Below are 20580 nucleotides of genomic sequence, written 5' to 3' on the forward strand. Positions count from 1 at the left end.
GGCGGGCCGCTCCCCCGTCACCCGATCATTGTTACGGTGCACCGGTGTCTGTCTCCTCACGTGATACCGCGGAAGGCGCCGGCTGGGGCGCGGCCGAACCCGGCACCTACAAAGGGCTGATGCCGCCCCAGGTGCGGAAGATCTCCTGGCTCGACCCCCGGATGCTGTGGGCGGCCCGCAACGGCGTCCTCGCCTCCCTCCTCGGGGATCCCACGGGCCGTACCCGAAGCCGGTGGGTGGCCCAGCGGGAGGCCGCCGGCGCACCGGCCGACAAGGTGATCCGGCGCGACGACCCCGACCGGTTCTCCTTCCTCGTCATCGGGGACACCGGCGAGGGCGACGACCCTCAGTACGCGGTCGTGCCGGGCTTTCTGAAGGAGGGCCAGGACACCCGCTTCGCCGTTCTCGCCAGCGACGTGATCTACCCGGTGGGCGGTGCCGACGACTACGGCCCCAAGTTCTTCCGGCCGTACCGGGACTACAAGGCGCCCATCTACGCGATACCCGGCAACCACGACTGGTACGAGGACCTGACGGCGTTCATGCGGGTGTTCTGCGACGACGCCCCGCCGCTGCCGCCGGAGCCCGCGCCGCGCCCGCTCAGCCGGGCCCGGCTGCGGTCGCTGCTGTGGCACCGGCCGCGCCAGGGCGACGGGCAACGGCTCGACGACGCACGGACGTTGCGGTCGGACCCGGCCCAACGGGCCGTCCAGCCCGGCCCGTACTGGGCGATCGACGCCGGACCGATCCGGATCGTCGGCATCGACACGGGGCTGCTCGGGACGGTCGACGCCGAACAGGGCGCCTGGCTGCGGGAGGTGTCGAAGGGCCCCCGCCCGAAGATCCTCGTCACGGGCTCGCCGCTGTACGTGGACGGCGAGCACCACCCGTGCGCCATCGAGGGCGGCGGCACCGTGGACGAGATCGTCCGCGACCCGGCCCACCGCTATGTGGCGGCGATCGGCGGCGACATCCACAACTACCAGCGCTACCCGGTGCGGGTGGGCGACCGCGTGATCCAGTACGTGGTGGCGGGCGGCGGCGGCGCCTTCATGCACGCCACGCACACCATCAAGAAGGTCGACGTGGCGGGCGTCGGCGAGGACGACTTCCGCTGCTATCCGCTGCGCGGCGACTCCCTGGCGTTCTACAGCGCGCTGTACGGCCGGCGGCTGCGGCTGCGCCGCTTCTTCACCCTGACCGAGGCGGAGGCGGCGGCCGTCGTCGCCGAGCGTCTGGGCATGCGGCTGACCCGCGCGCAGCAGGCCACGGCACGCGTGACCTGGCGGGTCCGGCTGGTGGCCGCCCTGCTCGGCGCGGGCCGCCGACCCGACCGCCGGGCACGGCTGCGGCTGCCGGTGCGCAAGATTCACACGCAGTTGTTCTCGCCGAGTTCGGCGACGTACAGCCCGCCGTTCTTCAAGTGCTTCCTGCGGCTGGACGTCGGCCCGGAGGCGATCCGGCTGCGCTGCCACGCCGCGACCGGGAACCTCGCCCAGGAACTCGACCCGCCGGTGGAGGACGAGGTGACGATCCCGCTGGTCTGAGACGCGGGGGCGGGAACATCGCCGTCCGGGAGCGCGTTGCCCGAGCCGTACGGCTTCGATCACCCGGTCATCGGACGACGGAGGGCCTGTGGCACCCATCTCCCGCCCCTTGCGCAAGCTGGGCTTCCTCACCATCGGACTGTTCGACGGGGCGGACCCGGCCCGCGGCCACGAGTCCACCCTGGAACTCATCGAGCTGGGCGAGCGGCTCGGTTTCGACAGCGCGTGGGTCCGCCACCGGCATCTCCAATACGGCATCTCCTCCCCCGTCGCCGTCCTGGCCGCCGCCTCGCAGCGCACCCGCCGGATCGAGCTGGGCACCGCGGTGATCCCGCTCGGCTGGGAGAACCCGCTGCGCCTCGCCGAGGACCTCGCCACCGTCGACCTGCTGTCCGGCGGGCGGCTCAACCCCGGGGTGAGCGTGGGCCCGCCGACGCACTACGACCGGGTGAAGGAGGCCCTGTACCCGGACACCGCCGACGCCGAGGACTTCGGCTACGAGCGGGTCCGGCGGCTGCTGGACTTCGTACGCGGTGAGCGCGTCACGGACTTCAGCGGTACGGAGGAGTTCGAGGTGTTCTCCGACCGGGTGCAGCCGCATGCCCCGGGCCTGGGCGGCCGCCTGTGGTACGGCGGCGGCAGCCTGCGGTCGGCGCGCTGGGCGGGTGAGCACGGGATGAACCTGCTGACCAGCAGTGTGGTGAAGGCCGAGGACGGGCAGGAGGGCGCTCCCGACTTCGCGCGGATCCAGCTGTCCCACATCCGCGCGTTCCGGGAGCGCCACCCCGACGGGGAGCGCGCCCGCGTCTCCCAGGGCCTCGTCGTCATCCCGACCGACTCGGCGACACCCGGGCAGATCGCCCGGTACGAGAAGTACGTCGCCGAGCGCACCCCCCGCACGACCGCCCCGCAGGGCCCCGCGCGGCTGCTGTTCGCACCGGACCTGCTCGGCACCTCCGAGGAGATCGCCGAACGCCTCCACGCCCACGCGGCGTTCCGCGAGGTGGACGAGGTGGCGTTCGCGCTTCCGTTCACGTTCGGGCACGACGACTATGTGCAGATCCTCACGGACATCGCGACCCGGCTCGGTCCGGCGCTGGGGCGTCCGGCGCCCTGAACGGGGCGGTGACCTCCGGGGCGGTGATCTCCTGGTCGAGCAGATGCAGCGGGGCGGCCGCCACCCCGGCCGCCTCGACGGCGTCCCAGTGGGCGAGGGCGCGGGACAGGTCGACCAGGCCGTGCGTCAGCGGCAGGTCGCCGATCACCGGGTCCGGCCGTGTCGTGCGGTGGGCGTGGAGCAGCGACTCCAGCCGGCAGGAGGCCAGAGTGCCCGGAATGCCGGAACGCCCGGCGAAGCCGGCGGCGGCCAACTCCGGGAGGTCCTCGGCGAGCCGGGGCCGGGTGGCGCCGGCGTCCAGCAGGCCACCGCCGACGACCAGCACATCGCGCCGCACCCTCATACGCTCCAGCGCCCGCGCGGTGTCGAAGCAGTGCGGGAAGGAGTCGTCGACCAGGATCGTGCCGGGACGCAGCCGGCCGACGTCCACGAGCGCCGACGCGCCGCTGACGGCGGTCACGATCAGCTCGCTCGCGTAGACCTCGTCGGGCAGCGCGGGGCCCGACTCCACGATCCGCACGGGCAGGCCGGGGTGCGTGGCCGCCAGCTCCGCCGCCAGCCGTTCGAGCCGCGGCCCGCTGCCGGGCAGGTCGCACAGCACGAGGTCGGCCGGCGGGTGGGGTGACCGTGCGAGCAGCAGCCGCAGGGCGGAGGTGCCGATCGAACCGCAGCCGACGACGGCGAGGGACAGCCGGTCGAGCCGGCCCCCGGTGGCGTCGAGGGCGGCGTGCACGGTCTTCACGACGGCGACGGTCGTGGTGGCGTGCCCCGTGGTGATCGCCGTGTCCGTCCGGGCCTCGCGCAGCACGTCGAAGCCGTAGCCGGTGAGGGACGGGATCGTCCCGGCCAGCGAGACACAGCGGGCGCCGAGCGCGGCCGCGTGCTCGACGGCTCGCGCGGTGCGGGCCGCGAGGTCCCCGGCGGTGGCGAGTTCGTCGGCGAACAGCGGCAGGGCGACGAAGCCGGACAGGCCCAGCGGGGTGCCGGTGCGCTCCAGCAGCCGGGGACGGCCGTCCGGGAAGAGCAGGCCGCGGATCTCCTCACGGCCGGGGCTCGGCGTGCCGGGCGGCAGTCCGGCGAGGGCGGCGAGGTGCCCGGGCGCGGGCAGACAGCCGACGAGGGCCGCGTCCAGCGCCGGGCCCCGGCGGGTGCGGTGGGTGTCGGCCCGCAGCTCCTCGTGGATCCGTTCGGCCAGCTCTGCGGCCCGGCCGGCCGTGAGCGCCGCCGCCGAGGCGCGGACGGTGACCCGCAACCCCTGCGCGTCGGGCAGCGGGCGTACGGCCAGGAACACGTCGGTGCCGGGCGGGGGTGGGGCGAGGAGGGTGTCGGACTCGTCGGCGCTCAGGGACAGCGTGCCGCCGGGCGGCGCGCCCAGCGAGGTGAAGTCGAGGAAGGTGAAGAAGAACTGGGCGTGCCGGGGCAGCCCGGTGGCGGTGTCGGGGCCGGTGGGGCCCTCGGCGCGGGCGAGTTCCGTCTCGGCGGCGATCCGGCGCAGGTCGTCGGCGAAGGCGGGCCGCCGGCCGGGGTCGGCGGGCGGCTCCGGACGCACCGCGACGGCCTGCGCGAAGGGCCCGAACACCCGGTGCGCGTCCGCGGTGGAGTCCTCGCGTCCGGTGACGGCGAGACCGATCACCAGATCGGACTGTCCGGTGAGGTCGGTGAGCGCCCGATGGTAGGCGGTGAGCAGCGGGGCGTGGAGGGTGCCGCGCGCCGAACGGGCCAGCCGGCGCAGCCGCCGCGTGGTGGTCGCGTCGACCGTGAAAGCGGTGGTGTGGAACCCTCCGGCTCCCTCGGCGCCGGAGGGACGCAACACGGGTGCGGTGTAAGGGGCGTTCAGCCGGGCCCGGTACGCCTCCGCTTGGGGGCCGGAGGGGCGGGGCCGCGCGACGGACCGGACGACATGGTCGCGGAAGGTGCTCTCCAGCGGGGGCAGGCCGGGGGGCAGGCCCCGGTCGAGGCGGTCGTACACGGTGAGGAGTTCCCCGGCGAGCAGGGCGGCGCTGTAGCCGTCGCCGATGAGGTGGTGGGCGTGCACGAGGAGGACGTGCTCGTCGGGTGCCGTGCTGAACAGGGCCGCCCGGAGCAACGGCCAGGCCCAGGGCTCGAGTCGGCGCCGCCCCTCCTCGGCGATCCGTTCCTCCAGGAGGCCGGGGTGGACGGTCTCCCGCAGGACGGGCAGCCGCAGGGAGTCAGGGAGTTCCTGCTGCACGGGCGGCCGGGCTCCGGCCGGGAACACCGTGCGCAGCATGGGGTGCCGGGCCACCAGTACGTCGACGGCCCGCTGGAACAGGTCGGGGCGCAGACGGCCGGTGAGCCGGAACCGGGCGAGCCAGGCGGAGCCTGCGGCGGGGTCGAGGGTGTCGGCGAGGAGGAAGCCCCGCTGGGACGGCGTGAGGGGGTACGGGCCGGTCCCGACGGCGGGCGGGGCGGCCTCCGGCGCCGGTTCGGCGGCGTCCACGGCCTTCGCGAGCGCGCGCAGGGTGCGGTGGGTGTAGAGGACCGTCGGCCGTGGCACGGCGGGGAGTTCGGCACGCATCCGGGCGAACAGCTCCAGCACCATGATGGAGTCGCCGCCCAGCTCGAAGAAGTCGTCGTCGGCCGTGACGCCGGGCGCGTCCAGCAGCGCCGCCCAGATCCGCGCGAGAGTGCGCTCGGTCGGGGTGGCGGGCGGCGGCGCGGTGGGCGGCGCGGGACGCGGCGCCGGCACGACGGTCGGGCGCGGGGTGCCCGCCTCGCGGGCCAGCCGCTCGCGGTCGACCTTGCCGGTGCCGGTGAGGGGCATCGCGGTGACGCCGTGGACCCGTCCGGGCAGCATGTACGAAGGCAGGGTGCGGGACAGGAACGCCCGCACGGCACGGGTGTCCGGGACCGGGGCGCCGGGCCGGGGTTCGAGGTGGGCGACCAGGCGTCCCTGTGCGGGCAGGACGGCGGCGCGGGCGATGTCGGGGTGGGACAGCAGGACGGCCTCGATCTCGCCGGGCTCGACCCGGTGCCCGTGGACCTTCACCTGGTCGTCCAGCCGGCCGAGGAACGCGAGGACGCCGTCCGGGGTACGCCGGACCCGGTCGCCGCTGCGGTACCAGCGCCGCCCGTCGCGCTCGACGAACGCCGCCGCGGTGAGCTCGGGTTCGCCGAGGTAACCGGGCGTCAGGCCGGTTCCGGAGATCAGGAGTTCGCCCGCCTCGCCGGGTGGGCAGGGGCGCAGGCCCGGCGTGACGACGGCCACGAGGGTGCCGGCGACCGGGCGGCCGATGGGGACGTGGCGCAGGTCGTCGGACGGGCGGGCGTCGAGGATGTGGCAGGTGGCGTTGATGGTGGCCTCGGTGGGCCCGTACAGGTTGGCGATCCGGTGGCCCGGTGCGCCGCCGCACGCGTCGAGCAGGTCGAACCAGCGGCGCACCTGTGCGGCGGGCAGGGCCTCGCCGCCGACGTGCACCCAGCGCAGCGCGGACAGGTCGGGGGGTGTCCCGTCCCGCCCGGCCCGGACCTCGGCGGTGGTGAGCAGCCGTTCCCACAGGGTGGGCACCGAACTCCACACCGTGATCCGGTCGTTCACGACCCGGTCCAGGAGGGCGTCGGGGTCGCGGAGCACGTCGCGGGTGAGGGTATGGACGGTGGCCCCGGCCAGCAGCGGTGCCAGCACCTGCCGTACCGAGGCGTCGAAGCAGACGGACGCCGTCTGCAGGAGGCGGTCCCCGGGCCCGTAGCCGAAGGTGGACAGCGCCCAGTCGAGGTAGGCGAGCATCGACCGGTGGGTGATCGGGACGGCCTTGGGGCGGCCGGTGGAGCCCGAGGTGAGGATCACGTAGGCGACGGCGTCGGGACCGGCGTGCCGGTCCGGGCCGGGGTCCGGCGGGGCGTCGGTGCCGGGCCCGTCGGCGAACACCGCCCCCACGCCGTCGAGTTCGGCGACGGCCTCGCGGGTCGCGGCGTGGCAGACCACGGTGGTGACGCCGGTCCGCAGCAGGTGCTCGCGCCGGCGTGCCGCCGGGTGCTCGGGGTCCAGCGGCACCCAGCCGGCGCCCGCGCGCAGGATGCCCACGATGCCGGTCACGACGTCCGGGCCCTGTTCGACGAGGAGGCCGACCAGGTCGCCGGGGCCCACGCCCCGCGCGCGCAGCCGGGCCGCGAGGGCTGCGGAGGCCGTGTCCAGGGCGGCGTAGGTGAGCGTGGTCCCGCCGGTGTCGATCGCCACGGCGTCCGGCGTCGCCCGGAACCGGGCGAGGAGCCGGGCGGTGACCCCCTCGGCGGCCGGAGCGTGGGTGTCACCGGCGGCGGCCCGCAGTTCCGCCAGGTACTCCTCCGCCAGGCGCGCGGTGGTCTCGCCGCGGAACAGGTGCGCGGGGTGGTTCCAGGAGAAGTGCAGGGCCGCGTCCGCCTCCCAGCACAGCAGGCCGAGCCGGGTGGCGGCGGAGGCGGTGGCCGCCGCCGTCGGTGTCACGGTCACGGGCCGGCCGTGGCCGTGACGCACGGGGAAGCGGGCGAAGCTGAACCCGGCGGGCGCCACCGTGCGCGGAGCCGGCCCGGCGGTGGGCAGCGACGCGGCGAGGTCGGGGCTGCCCGGCGTGCCGTGCGCCTCCGCCTCCCGCCAGATGTGCCGCAGCCGCACGGCCAGTTCGGGCACGCTCTCGGCGGGGTCGACCCGTACGAACACGGGGAGGGTGTCGGCGAGCGGACCCACCAGTCGTCCGATGCCGGGCAGGGCCGTCTCCCGACGGGAGCGCGCCACGTTCACCGCGACCGCCGGCCGTCCGCTCCAGCGGGCCAGGCAGCGGACGTGGACGGCGAGGAGCACATGGAAGAGCGACACCTCGTGCCGGGCGGCCAGCTCGCGCAGCGCGGAGCTGAGCGCCGCGTCGGCGGTCGCCCGGTGGTGCACGTACGGCGGTGCCGGCACGGCCTGCGGATCGCCGTCGTACGGCAGTGCCGTGGCGGGGTCGGCCGGTTCGTGCGCGGCGATCCGCTCCCGCCAGTAGCGCAGGTCGCGGTCGAAGGCGGGCGTGTCGCGGTCGGCGGCGAGCAGGGCGGCGTACGCGCCGAACCCGGCCTGCGCCGGGGCCGGTTCCTCGGTGGATGCGGCGTCCGTGAGGGCGGTGTAGAGCTCCCACAGGTCCTCGCACAGCACCTTGAGGCTGTAGCCGTCGGCGGCGGCGTGGTGGACGACCAGCAGCAGATGCGCCGGCCGGGGGTCGCGGCGGTCGCGGACGAGGACGGCACGCACCGGGTCCTCGGCGGTCAGGTCGAACGGCCGGTCGCACAGGGCCCTTTCGAGGTCCGGCAGGACACGGTCGACGTCGTCGGTGTCGCGCACCTCGTACCAGCGGGGCGGGCGGTCGGCGGGGCCGGCGGGCGCCGTGTACTGCGACGGGGGCACGGCCGCGGTGACGCGCATGCGCAGCATGGGATGCCGGGCGGCGAGTCGGGACAACGCCCGGCCGAGGGTCTCGGCGTCGAGGGGGCCGCGCACGGTCTGCCGTACGTAGCCGTAGGCGGTGACGCCCTCGAACAGGGCCTCGGTGGTCAGGAAGGCGCGTTGCAGCGGGGTCAGCGGGATCGGCCCGTCGTCGCCGGGGTGCCGCCGGGCGGTGAGGGGCGCGGGCGGGTGGTCCTCGGCGACCGCGGTCCGCAGGTGGGCCGTCAGTTCACCGACGGTCCGGTGCTCGAAGAGCAGGGTGGCGGGCAGCGGCCGGCCGAGTTCGCCCTCCAGCCGGCGCGCGAGGTCCACGGCGGTGAGCGAGTCCAGCCCGAGGCCGAGGAAGGGATCGTCGTCGCCGATGTCACGGGGGTCGCGGTGCAGGGCTTCGGCCAGGAGACGGCGGATCAGGCCGGTGGTGTCGTCCGGGGCCGGGGCCGGGGCGGAGGGGGGCGTGGACGGCGCCTCGAGTGCCGGCGGTGCGATCCGTTCGGGTGCCACGAGCAGATGCGGGGCGCCGGTCCCGACGGCGGTCCGCAGCGCGGCGATCGCCTGCCGCGCGGTCATCGGCGTCAGTCCCAGCTCCCGCAGCCGTGTTCCGGACGCGGTGCCGGCGGCCGTCCCCGCGTCGCCCACGGGGCCGAAGCAGACGGCCTGCCAGGGGCGTCCCGCCCTGTGTTCGGCGGCGGCGAAGGCGTCGAGGAAGGCGTTGGCCGCCGCGTAGTCGCCGAGCGCGCCCGCGAGGCCCGGCAGCACCGAGGCGACCGAGGAGAACAGCACCCGCACGGACGGGTCCTGGCCGTGGCGGCGCAGCGCGTCGGCGAGCAGGACCGTGCCGCGCACCTTGGCGGCGAGTGCCTGCCGGATCTCGTCGTCCGGCTTGGAGCGCAGGGTGCCGGGGCGGACGGTACCGGCGGCGTGGAACACCCCGTCCAGCGGTGGCAGCGCGGCGACGAGGGCGTCCACGGAGGCCGGGTCGCCGATGTCGGTGGCGTGGTGGACGGCCCGGGTGCCGAGGGCCCGCAGTTCCGCCAGCAGCGCCTCGGGTGCCGTCGAGCGCCCGGCGAGGACGAGTGCGCGGGCGCCCCCGGCCGCCAGGTCGCGGGCCAGCGCGGAGCCGAGTCCGCCCGCTCCCCCGGTGATCAGGTGGGTGCCGCCGGGCGGCAGGGCCCGGACCGGCGCCCGGTTCTCCGGCGGGACGGTCTGCGCACGGCCGAGGCGGCGCCCCGAGCGCCACGCGACCGCCGGCTCGGCGCCGGGCCCGTGGGCCGCGCCCACCTCCCGTTCCAGGGCGTCGACCCGGGCGGCCAGGGGGTCGGCGCCGGACAGGTCCACGCCCCGTGCCGACACGCCCCGGTGTTCCTGCGGGACGGCCAGCGCCAGCCCGTGTGCGAGCGCCCGCGCCGGGACCGGCGTCTCCCCCGGGGCGCCGGTGGCGTAGGCGTCCTCCGTGACGACGAGCAGGCGTGACGGGCCCGTGGACAGCAGGTCCAGGACGCGGCGCAGCGCTGCCAGGGTGTCCTCGACGGCCGTGTCCGCGTCCCGCGCGTCGCCCGTCAGCCACACCACGGTGTCCGGAGCCGGGCCGTCGTCCCCCACGGCCACCCCGGCGGCCGCGAGCCGCTCGGCGAGGGCCCGGCCCAGCTCCCGGTCCGCCCCGACGAGCCGGACGGCACTGGGCCGCTCACCCGGGACGAGCGGGGCGCCGGCCCAGTCGAGGCGCCGGACCACGGCGTCGGTGCCGGACTCCCCCGGCCAGTGGCGGCGGCGCCGGTACGGGTACGTCGGCACCTGAGCCCGGGCCCGCCCGGTCGCGCGGTGCGAGAGCGGGCGGCGCAGGGTGACTCCGCGTGCCCACAGCCGGCCGACGACCTCCAGCAGCGCCCGGGCGTCGCCCTGGGCGGGCGTCAGCACCGTGGCCTCGGACGCGTACCGAGCGGCGGTGGCGCGGACGGCACCGCCCAGCGTGTCGCCCGGCCCGAGTTCGAGGAAGGTGTCGTAGCCGTCCCGCAGCAGCCGTTCCACGGCCGCCCCGAACCGTACGGGGGCGACGGCGTGCCGCTGCCAGTACGCGGGCGTCAGGTCGGGTCCCCACTCGGCGGTGACGGTGCTCAGCATCGGCACCCGCGCCGGTGCGGCCGTCAACGAGCGTGCCGCGTCCTGGAGCGGCGCGAGGACCGGTTCCAGCAGCGGGGAGTGGAACGCGTGCGAGACGCGGAGCCGACGCGCGGCGACCCCGCGTCCGGCCAGCTCCGCCAGGGCCTGGTCGACGGCGGCGGCGCTTCCGGAGATCACCACCTGGCCGGGCCCGTTGACGGCGGCGACGGCGAGGGAGCCGCCGGACGCGGCGACGAGGGCGGCGACGGTGTCCTCGTCGCCCCGGACGGCCGCCATGGCACCGGGGCGGGCCTTCTCCGCGACGAGCCGTCCGCGTTCGGCGGCGAAGCCGACGGCCTCGGCGAGGGTGAGGGAACCGGCGGCACAGGCGGCCGCGATCTCCCCGACGCTGTGCCCGGCGACCGCGTCGGGGCGCAGCCCCCACCGCTCCAACTGCCGGGCGAGACCCACCCCGTAGGTGACGAGCAGCGGCTGGGCGACCTCGGTCCCGGCCAGATCGCCGGGGTCCGCGTCCGGGTCCAGGCACCAGTCGGCGAGCGAGCGCCCCCGCACCGGCCCGACGAGCGCGGACGCCTCGTCCAGGGTCTCCCGGAACGCGGGTGCCGCCTCGTAGAGGGCCCGCCCGGAGCCGGGGCGCTGGGCGCCCTGACCGGGCAGCAGGAGGACCGTCCGGGGGCGGGAGGGCCGGGCGAGGGCGAAGTCCTCGGTGCGGGCGGCCTCCAGCCGGTCCGCCAGGTCGCCGTCGACGGCGAGGGCGAGACGGTGGGGTCCGTCGTCGCGGGCCGTGCCGGCGGCCGCGCACACGTCGGCCTCCGACAGCCCGGGGTGGGCGCGGAGATGGGCGGCGAGATCACCTGCGGCGGCCCGCAGGGCGTCGGCACCGCAGGCCGAGAGCGTGAGCAGGTGCGGGCCGCGAGGGGCCGGGGGTGTCTCGTCCGCCCGTGCGGGCGCCTCCTCCAGGACGGCGTGCGCGTTGGTGCCGCCGAACCCGAACGCGTTGACGCCCGCGACCAGCGGGCCGGGCGCCCGCCAGGGCCGTACGGCGTCGACGAGCTGGAATCCGGGGGCCAGGCGTTCCAGGGAGGGCGCGGGCGGTGTGCAGTTCGGGGAGGGCGGGAGGGTGCGGTGCCGGAGCGCCAGGACCGTCTTCACCAGGCTCGGCATACCGGCGGCGTTCAGGAGGTGCCCGACGGTCGCCTTGGCCGAGCCGAGCAGGCGCGGGAGCCCGTCGGCGCGCGGCGGGAAGGCCTGCCCGAGCGACTGCGCCTCGACCGGGTCGCCGATCGGGGTGCCGGTGCCGTGGGCCTCGACGTACGACACGGTGCCGGGGTCGACGCCGCACTCGGCGTACGCGCGGTCGACGACCTCGCGCTGGGTGCGCGGGTTGGGCGCGAGCAGGCTCAGGGACCGGCCGTCGTTGTTGACGGCGGTCCCGCGCACCAGGGCGAGGACGTGATCGCCGTGGCGGACGGCGTCGTCGTGCCGGGCGAGCACGAGGGCCGCGCCGCCCTCGCCGGGCACGAGGCCGTCGGCGGCGGCGCCGAAGGGCCGGCTGACACCCGTCGGGGACAGCGCGCCCGCGTCGGCGAGCAGCCGGTGGCCGGTGGCGGTGAGGGCGAGGTGCACTCCGCCGACCACGGCGACGTCGCATTCGCCGGTGAGCAGGCTGCGGCGGGCCAGGTGGAGCGCCACGAGCGCCGAGGAGCAGGCGGTGTCCACGGCCAGGGCGGGCCCGTCGAGGTCGAGGACCTGGGAGAGGCGGGCCGCGATCAGATGGGGCAGGTTGCCGGTGAGCGCGCCGGGGTGCCCGGCGAGGTCGCCTCCGGCCGCCTGGGCGAGCACCTCCCGGTAGCCGCTGTCGCCGACGGCGGCGAACACGCCGACCCTGCGGCCCGCGCGGCGCGCTCCCGCGTATCCGGCGCGTTCCAGGGCCTCGTGGGCGAGTTCCAGGAAGACGCGGGCCTGCGGGTCGGTGGCGCGGGCCTCGGCGTCGTCCATGCCGAAGAAGTCCGCGTCGAAGTCCGCCGGGCCGGGCAGGAAGGAGCCGAACCGGCCGGTGGACGGCGTCCGTTCGTCCCAGCGGCCGGCCGGGACGGCGGTGACGGTGTCCCGGCCGGAGACCAGCAGCTCCCAGAAGTCCTCGGGTGTCTCGGCGCCGGGGAACCGGCAGGCCATGCCCAGCACCGCGACCGGCCCGCCGCCCGGCGCCGGGGACGGGCCCTCGGGACGGTCGGGCACAGCATCCCCCGTCAGGGAGAGGAGGTGACCGGCCAGCGCGGCCACCGTGTCGTGGTCGCGCACGACCCGGGGTTCCAGCGGCACGCGGAACGCCTCCTCGAGCGCCGCCAGCACCTCCATCGCCTTCACCGAGGAACCGCCGAGGGCGAAGAAGTCGTCCTGCGGCCCGATGTGCCCGGGCGTGAGGCCCAGCACCCGCGCCCAGATCCCCCGGACCGTCTCCTCGGCCTCCCGCCGCGACGGCGGCACCGCTCCGGGCCGTCCGCCGCTCTCCCCGGTCTCCTCGCGCGGGCTCGCGGCGCGCGCGGGCGCGAACCGCTCCTCGGCCTTCGCGTACGCCCCGGCCTCGAACCGTTCGCGCATCAGGGCCCGCCGCAGCTTGCCGCTGGTCGTCCGGGGGAACGCCCCGGGAGGCAGCGGCAGGACCCGGACGTCGTCGTGGCCGAGTGCCCGGCGTACCCGGGCCGCCACCGCGTCCAGCACCGGCCGGGCGGTGGCCGGCGTGGCCCGCGCCCACTGCACGCACACGACGACCCGGTCGTGCCCGGTACCGGGGTCGGTGGAGCCGACGACGGCGACCGTGCCCTCCGGCAGCCCCGGGGTGGCGGCGGCGGTCTCCTCCACGTCGGCCGCGTGGAAGGTGCGCCCGCCGGCGAAGACGACGTCCTTGTGTCGCCCGGTGACGCACAGCCGCCCCTCGTGGAGGAAGCCGAGGTCGCCGGTGCGCAGCCAGCCTCCGGCGAACGCGGCCGCACTCGCCTCGGGGTCGCGGTGGTAGCCGCGTGCCACCTGGGGACCGCGCACCTCGATGTGCCCGACCCGGCCCGCGTCCACCGTCTCGCCGGTGCCGTCGGTGATGCGGACCTCGCAACCGGGCACGGGCCCGCCCACGTCCATGAGTTCCACGGCGTCGTCCTCGCCGGGGACGGCCCGCCCGGCGCTCAGCGCCCGCCGGTCCAGCCGCAGCGGTACGGCGGTCTCGCCCAGCGGGGGCACGGTCACGGCGAGGGTGGCCTCGGCCAGTCCGTACACGGGCAGCAGGGCCGTGGCGTCCAGGCCCGCCCGGCCGGCCCGCCCGGCGAACTCCCGCCACACGCGCGGCGCGATCGGTTCGGCGCCGACGAGCATGAGCCGTACGTGGCTGAGGTCCAGCCCGGCCCAGGCGGCGTCCGGGACGCGGCGCAGGCACAGCGCGAGCGCGAAGTTCGCGGCGGACAGCAGGGTCGCCCGGTGCCGGGCGGCCGTCTCCAGCCAGCGCACCGGGTGTCTGGCGAAGGCGAGGGGTTCCAGCCGCACCTGCTTGAGTCCGGCCGCCAGCGGGACGAGGTGGGTGCCGATCAGGCCCATGTCGTGGAAGTACGGCATCCAGGTGAGCAGCACGTCGTCCCGCGTGATGGCCATGGACGCGCGGATCTGCCGCAGGTTGGCCAGGACGGCCGCGTGGGTCAGCTCGACGCCCTTGGGGGCGCCGGTGCTTCCGGAGGAGAACTGGAGGAACGCGAGGTCGCCGGGGGCGCGGTGGACGGGTTCCCGGAGCGGGTCGCCCGCGCGCAGCTCCGCGAGCCGCAAGGGGCGTACGGGACCGGGCAGTTCGGCGAGCAGCCCTTCGGTGCGGTCGTCCACCATCACCGGGGGCCTGCCCAGGAGGTTCCACACCGGGGCCAGCCTGCGGGTCTCGGGGGCGAGCGGCACGGGGACGAGTCCGGCGGCGAGCGCGCCCCAGAACAGGGGCTGGAAGTCGTCGCCGGAGTCCGCGAGGAGCGGCACCGGGGTGCCGGGCGCCACTCCGGCCGCGCGCAGGCCCCCGGCGACCCGCAGGGCGTCGTCGCGCAGGGCGGCGTGGGTGACGACGTGTTCGGATCCGTCGCCCCGGACGTGGACGATCTCCTGCCCGGGGGCGTCCTCGGCGGCGTGCAGCAGCACGTCGAGGAGCGTGTCGGGGGTACGGCGTCCGGCAGCCGGCATGTGCGTCCTTCCTCGTCCCCGGGGCTCCGGGGAGTGCACCGCGCGTACCGCGACGGCGTCGTCGATCACTGCCCTGTACGACGGCCGGCCGCGTCGAACGGTTCATCGGCCGGATGCGGTCGGCTCGGATCTAAGGGCTGTCCCGTAATCCGCGGTGGATCAGCGCGCGGCGTCGGATGCGGTGCATCGCAAGGCGGAGGGACGTCCGCATACTGGATGTATGCGGACGTTCCGACAACGCTGCGAGGTGCCGTAGCCGGCGTCGCGCGCCCGCCGGGGATTACGGGACAGCCCTTAGAGGATGTCTCGAACCGGGCCCAGGGTGAGCAGGCCGCTGCCCGCTCCGGCGAGTTCGCCGGCGGCCGGGGCGAGGGCCGTGCGGGCCCGGGTCAGTGCCGGTTCGTCTCCGAGGGCCTTGGCCGCGCGGGCGGTGAGGCACCACAGGGCCTCCTGGAGGAGGTCGGGCGGCGGTTCGGGTGTGGCGTGGAGGGCGTCGAGGGCGTCGGCCCGGCGGCCCTGGTCGAGCAGGAGCAGGGGCAGCGCCCACGGGGCGTGGGGGCCCCGATCCGGGTCGTCGCCCGTGTCCAGGGGCAGGCCGTGCCGCAGCCGCAGGCACAGCAGCGCGAGCGGGAGCAGTCCGTGGGCGAGGCCCGGCATGCCGGCGCCGTCGAGGAGGGCCGCCGCGTCCCGGTAGGCGGCCTCCGCCTCGGCGGGCGGCGCGTGCTCGGCGGCGTCGAGCCGCAGGGCGGCGTACCAGCCGGTGAACACGGCCACGAGCGGGCGTTCGTGACGTTCCGCCAGGGCGCCGGCGGCGGCCGCGTGCCGGTCGGCTGCGGTGAAGTCGCCGAGGGCGCAGCGGGCCTGGAGGCGGACGAGGTGGCCGAGGATCTCGAAGGAGGACAGGCCGTGCCGGGCGGACAGGGTGACGAGTTCCGCGCCGATGGCGTCCCGGCGGGGTGCCAGTCCGGTGCGGCCGAAGCTCTGCATGAACACGGCGTTGAGGGCGAAGGCGAGGACGGCCGGGTCGTCCAGCCGGCGGGCGAGGTCCTCGGCCCGGCGGGCGGCCTCGGGGCCGCGCGGGTCGCGGGTGCCGCGGGACTCCAGGGCGACGGTGGCGAGCAGCCGGGCCCGGTCGGCGTCGTGGCCGTCCTCGGGGAGCGCGGCGAGCGTGCGTTCGGCGGCCGCGACGACGTGCCGGGCGCGGTCCGGGTCGTCGAGGCGGGTCCAGATCGCCGGGACGTCGTAGGCGCCGATGATCCGGGCGGTGAGTTCGGGGTCGCCGAGTTCCTCGGCGGCGGTGAGGGTGTCGAGGCGCAGGGCGCGGGCGGCGGGCAGGCCGGTGCCGCCGGTCAGCGCGAGGGTGCGCAGCAGACCGGCGGTGGAGTCGAGGCGGGCCCGGGCGTCGGGGGCGACGGCGCGGTCGTAGGCGGCGGCGACCTGTTCCCAGACGCGGGCGGCGGGGGTGCCGGAGCGGCCGAGGTGCGGGGACTGGCGGAGGATGTCGGCCTCCAGGGAGCGCAGGGCGGGCCCGGGATCGACGCCGAGTTCGTCGGCGAGGAGGGTTCGGGCCCTGCGCAGGACGTCCAGCGCGTCGGCCTGCCGGCCGGTGCGGTACAGGGCGAGCGCGAGCAGCCGCCAGGCGTTCTCCCGCCACGGATGTGCGGCGGTGTGCGCGCGCAGGTCCGCCGCCGCCCGGTCGGCCTGGCCGAGCGCCAGCAGGGACTCGGCGCGCAGTTCCAGGGCGTGCCGGCGCAGTTCGGTCAGCCGGTCGGCCTCGGCGCGGGCCCACGGCTCGTCGGCGAACCCGGCGTAGGCGGGGCCGCGCCACCGGCCGAGCGCCTCGTCCAGGCGTACGGCCGCCTCCTGCGCGGGCAGTGTCGCGGCGTCGGAGACGTCCTGTTCGAAGGACCGGGCGTCGACGGAGTGGGCGGGGACCCGCAGGGCGTAGCCGGGGCCGTCGGTGACGAGGAGCCGGGCCGGGGTGCGGGGCGGGCGCTCGGGTTCGAGGGCGCGGCGCAGGGCGGCGACGAAGGTGCGCAGGGCGCCGACGGCGTCGTCCGGCGGGTCCGTCCAGAGGTCGTCGACGAGTCGGGAGACGGGGACGACCCGGCCGCGGGCGACGATGAGGCGGGCCAGCACCGAGCGGTGCCGGGGGCCTTTCAGAGCGATCGTGCCGCCGTCCGCGTCCCAGGCCGTCACCGGCCCGAGCACCCCGAAGCGAGGACCCACGTCCGTCATGGCCCTCCTTCGTCGCGGGTCGCCGGCCGCCGGCGGAAACGGCTGGTCCGCGGCGGTTTCCACGATAGTGCGCGGCCGGCCGGGGGCGGGGCGGGCGTGCTCATCGCCTGCTCATCCACGGCCCCGAGGATCGGTGCGTACCCCCTTTCCCCGACGCTCCTGGAAGGAGCGAGGCCATGACTGCCATGACTCCCGCCATCCCCGGCTTCGACCGGCACCGTGTGCCCGTGGCCGACGGTGTGGCGCTGCACGCCGCCGTGGGCGGTTCCGGCCCCGCCGTCGTGCTGCTGCACGGCTTCCCGCAGACGCATCTGATGTGGCGGCACGTGGCCGCCGATCTGGCGGCCGACCACACGGTGATCTGCCCGGACCTGCGGGGCTACGGCGCCAGCGACAAGCCGGCGGAGACCGACGGCTCCGTCTACGCCAAGCGGACCATGGGCGCGGACGTGGTCGAGCTGGCCCGCCGGCTCGGGCACGACCGCTTCGCGCTGGCCGGGCACGACCGGGGCGCGCTGGTGGCGTTCCGTGCCGCGCTGGACCACCCGGAGGCGGTGACACGTCTGGCGTGCCTGGACGTGCTGCCGACGCTGGACATGTGGGACGTGATGCACGGCGTCGGCGCCGCCGTCGGTTTCCACCTGTATCTGATGGCGCAGCCGCCCGGCCTCCCGGAGCGCATGATCGGCGCGGACCCTGACGCCTTCTTCGGGCACTTCCTCGACCTGTGGACCGCCGACGCCGAGGCGATCCCGGACGACGTGCGGGCCGCCTATCTTGCGGCCTGCCGGGCCGCGGTGCCCTCGATCGTGGCGGACTACCGCGCCTCGGCGGGCATCGACGTCACCCACGACCGGGCCGACCGGGACGCGGGCCGCACCCTGCGGATGCCGGTCGCCGTCCTGCAGCAGGACTGGGGCGCGGCCCTGGGCTTCGACGCGGCCGCGCTGTGGCGGGCCTGGGCCCCGGATCTGCGCCACACGACCGTGACCTGCGGTCACTTCATGGCCGAGGAGGCGCCGGGGGAGGTGGTGAAGGCGCTGCGGGACCTGCTCGGGCGCTGAGCGCTCACCAGCGGCCCGGTGCCGTGCCGGTGAGGGGCCGCGACGGTGCGCCGTCCACGCCCACCGGCACGTCGCCGGCGAGCATCACCCGGTGCATGATGCGGGGCGCGTCGAGGTGGGCGGTGTCGCCGGGCGCGAGGTGGATGGTGGCCCGGTTGTCCCAGAAGGCGACGCTGCCGGGCTCCCATCGGAAGCGGACCGTGTACTCGGGCCGTACGGCCTGCTCCAGCAGCATCTGGAGGACGGCGCCGCTCTCGGCGCGCGAGAGGCCGTCGATCTGCTCCACGTAGTAGCCGTTGACGTACAGCACCCGCTCCCCCGTCTCCGGGTGCACCCGCACCAGGGGGTGCAGGGAGGCGACCTGATGGTCCAGGAGGTGCCGGACGTAGGCGTCGTCGCCGGGACGCGGCTGGTAGCCGACGCCGAGCCGGTGCTCGGCCCGCAGCCCGTCCACGAACCGCCGGACGGGCTCGGAGAGCCCGGCGTAGGCGGCGGCCAGGTTGGCCCAGGTGGTGTCGCCGCCGTACGGGGGCACGGTCTCGGCGCGCAGGATGGTCGCGGCGGGCGGGTCGACGCGGGCGCCGTGGTCGCAGTGCCAGCCGCGCAGCAGATGGTGGCGGCGGCGCCGCAGCCATTCGTCGTGCTCCATGCCGAAGCGGCCGCCGAGTTCCAGCCGGTCGGCGGTCGTCTCGATCTCGGGGAACCCCTCGGGTGAGGCGCTGCCGCGCCGCCGCAGGACGACGGGCTCCCCGAAGCGGCGTGCGAGCGCCACGTGGGCGGCGTGGTCGAGCCGCTGGTCCCGGAAGAAGACGACCTTCCAGCGCAGCATCGCGGCCCGGATCGCGGCGACCTGGCCGTCGTCCGGCTCACCGGCGAGGTCGACGCCGGTGATCTCCGCCCCGATGTGCCCGGCGACCGGCTTCACCTCGATCGCCGTGGCGCGCGTGCCGTCGTCGGTGGTGGCCTGCTCCCTGGTCATCAGCACACTCCGTCGGTCGTCCGTCGTCCCTGCCCGGCCCGGTCCGGTGGCGGCGGGCCGTCGGGATGATCGTGGCAGCGTCCGGCGTCCCTGGCGACAGGGCCTCGGCGAGTCACGGGCGCCGTCGCGGGGTACCCGGGCCGTTCGGGAAGGAGGCCGGCGTGGCCGAGAGGGACCGGCTGCGGGAGTACCGCGGCAAGCGCGACTTCGACCGGACGCGGGAACCGCGCGGACGCGGGGCGTCCGAGGGGCGGGCACCGCGCTTCGTGGTGCAGATCCACGACGCCCGTTCGCTGCACTTCGACTTCCGGCTGCAGGTGGGGGACGTGCTGCGGTCGTGGTCGGTGCCGAAGGGACCGTCCGGTGACCCCAGGGACAAGCGGCTCGCGCTGCCGACGGAGGACCATCCGCTGGAGTACGAGGACTTCGAGGGCGTGATCCCGAAGGGCGAGTACGGCGGTGGCACGGTGATCGTCTGGGACGGCGGGACGTACGAACCGCTCAGCCACGACCGCGCGGGACGGCCCGTCGACTTCGCCGAGTCGCTGGAGCGCGGTCACGCCAGGTTCCGGCTGCACGGCTCCAAGCTGCGGGGCGAGTTCGCCCTCACCCGGCTCCGGCGCGGGCCGGACGACCGGGAGGCGTGGCTGCTGGTCAGGGCGGGCCGGGGCGCGCACGGGCACGGCACACCGGACCCGTACCGGGCGCGGTCGGTCCGCAGCGGCCGCACCCTCGCCCAGGTCGCCGCGGACGGCGGCACGGACTGACGGTGCCGATTCCGCCGTCAGGCGCGGCGTAGTGCGGCGAGGGCCTTGTCGGCGTGGGTGTTCATCCGCAGTTCGCTGCGGACGACCTCCAGGACGGTGCGGTCCTGTCCGATGACGAAGGTGACCCGCTTGGTCGGGGCGAGCGAGAAGCCCCGGGTCACACCGAACCGCTCGCGGATCGCGCCGTCGGCGTCGGACAGCAGCGGCATGCCCAGGGTGTGGCGGGTGGCGAACTCCTGCTGCCGTTCGACGGCGTCGCCGCTGACGCCGACGGGCCGGGCGCCCACGGCGGCGAACTCGGCGGCCAGGTCACGGAAGTGGCAGGCCTCGGCGGTGCAGCCGGCGGTGAGGGCGCCGGGGTAGAAGAACAGCACGACCGGACCGTCGGCGAGCAGCTCGGTGAGGTGCCGTACGGTGCCGGTCTCGTCCGGCAGCGCGAAGTCCTCGACCTTGTCCCCGACCTCGACGCGCGCGCTCATGCGGTTCCTCCTCGGCTGGCCTGCCGCCGGATGCTACCGGACGGTAGTCCGGGCGGACGCGGCGCCTGCGCCCCTACCGGGGCGGGAAGTCGGACGTGTCCGTCAGCCCTTGCGGCCGCCGGGGACCGCCGCGGGGGCCTCGGTGTCCTCGTCGGCGGAGTGGGCGAGGAAGTCGTCGACCATGCGGTGGAAGAGCGTGGCCAGCCGGCCCAGCTCGGCCGGCGTCCAGTCGGCCAGCGCGACCTGCATGCCGCGCGCCCCGGCCTCCCGGACGCGGGCGACGGCCTCCCGGCCGGTCTCGGTGAGTTCGATCCGCTGGGCCCTGCGGTCCTTGGGGTCGGGGACGCGGGTGACGTACCCGGACCGCTCCAGCTGCTGGGCGGTGCGGGTGACGTGGGAGGCCTCGACGCCGAGCCGGTGGGCCAGCTCCCCGGGGCGCAGGGGCTCCGTCTCGGCGATCTGCCGCAGCAGCGCGACGGCGGCCCGGTCCAGGGGGACACCGGCGAGCGCCATGAGCCGCTCGTGCTGCCGGGCGCGCGTGCTCAGGTAGGTGATGCGGGACAGCGCCCGCTCGATCTCGGCCACCTCCGGGCTCGCTGGGGCGGCGGAGGGTCGAGGGAGCGGCGGCGTCGACATGGGGAACACTTTACCATCT

At 76.4% G+C, this 20580-nt stretch carries 9 protein-coding genes; 4 read left to right on the plus strand and 5 right to left on the minus strand.

The annotated features are described in order from the left end of the window. Window positions 1-44 precede the first annotated feature (44 nt). Together ACFV46_RS27525 and ACFV46_RS27530 are read left to right on the plus strand one after the other, a co-directional pair. Entirely contained in the window at window positions 45-1547 is a 1503-nt protein-coding gene (locus ACFV46_RS27525; protein ID WP_385500187.1) for a metallophosphoesterase family protein, read from the plus strand. An 88-nt stretch (window positions 1548-1635) separates the two neighbouring features. Further along, window positions 1636-2664, plus strand: a complete 1029-nt coding sequence (locus ACFV46_RS27530; RefSeq protein WP_361936515.1) for an LLM class flavin-dependent oxidoreductase — start codon at window positions 1636-1638, stop codon at window positions 2662-2664. Here the strand turns inward: ACFV46_RS27530 and ACFV46_RS27535 are convergent. Together ACFV46_RS27535 and ACFV46_RS27540 are read right to left on the minus strand one after the other, a co-directional pair. Continuing rightward, a complete protein-coding gene (locus ACFV46_RS27535; protein ID WP_385500188.1) occupies window positions 2612-14398 on the minus strand; it encodes an amino acid adenylation domain-containing protein in 11787 nt (3928 codons plus the stop codon). The genes ACFV46_RS27530 and ACFV46_RS27535 overlap by 53 nt on opposite strands. A 294-nt stretch (window positions 14399-14692) precedes the next feature. Continuing rightward, window positions 14693-16636 carry a BTAD domain-containing putative transcriptional regulator gene (locus tag ACFV46_RS27540; RefSeq protein ID WP_376728086.1) on the minus strand — a complete coding sequence of 648 codons (1944 nt, stop codon included), beginning with the start codon at window positions 16634-16636 and terminating at the stop codon, window positions 14693-14695. Window positions 16637-16821: 185 nt separating this feature from the next. On the opposite strand from ACFV46_RS27540, the gene ACFV46_RS27545 reads away from it, so the two are divergent. After that, the gene (locus tag ACFV46_RS27545) at window positions 16822-17700 is read left to right on the plus strand and encodes an alpha/beta hydrolase (RefSeq protein WP_361936535.1); all 879 of its coding nucleotides are present in this window, start codon (window positions 16822-16824) and stop codon (window positions 17698-17700) included. Window positions 17701-17704: 4 nt separating this feature from the next. Here ACFV46_RS27545 and ACFV46_RS27550 read toward each other — a convergent pair whose 3' ends face one another. Next, window positions 17705-18679 (minus strand): TauD/TfdA family dioxygenase, encoded by a 975-nt coding sequence (locus ACFV46_RS27550; RefSeq protein WP_361936509.1) that lies wholly within the window; start codon window positions 18677-18679, stop codon window positions 17705-17707. 161 nt (window positions 18680-18840) lie between these two features. Between ACFV46_RS27550 and ACFV46_RS27555 the strand changes: the two genes are divergently transcribed. After that, a complete protein-coding gene (locus ACFV46_RS27555) occupies window positions 18841-19446 on the plus strand; it encodes a DNA polymerase ligase N-terminal domain-containing protein (protein WP_361936507.1) in 606 nt (201 codons plus the stop codon). Between the two features lie 17 nt (window positions 19447-19463). Here the strand turns inward: ACFV46_RS27555 and ACFV46_RS27560 are convergent, their stop codons facing one another. Continuing rightward, entirely contained in the window at window positions 19464-19925 is a 462-nt protein-coding gene (locus tag ACFV46_RS27560; RefSeq protein WP_361936505.1) for a peroxiredoxin, read from the minus strand. Between the two features lie 102 nt (window positions 19926-20027). Next, window positions 20028-20561, minus strand: a complete 534-nt coding sequence (locus ACFV46_RS27565) for a MarR family winged helix-turn-helix transcriptional regulator (protein WP_376728083.1) — start codon at window positions 20559-20561, stop codon at window positions 20028-20030. Window positions 20562-20580 lie beyond the last annotated feature (19 nt).

The sequence above is a fragment of the Streptomyces sp. NPDC059852 genome, assembly GCF_042731455.1.
Taxonomy (GTDB): Bacteria; Actinomycetota; Actinomycetes; order Streptomycetales; family Streptomycetaceae; genus Streptomyces.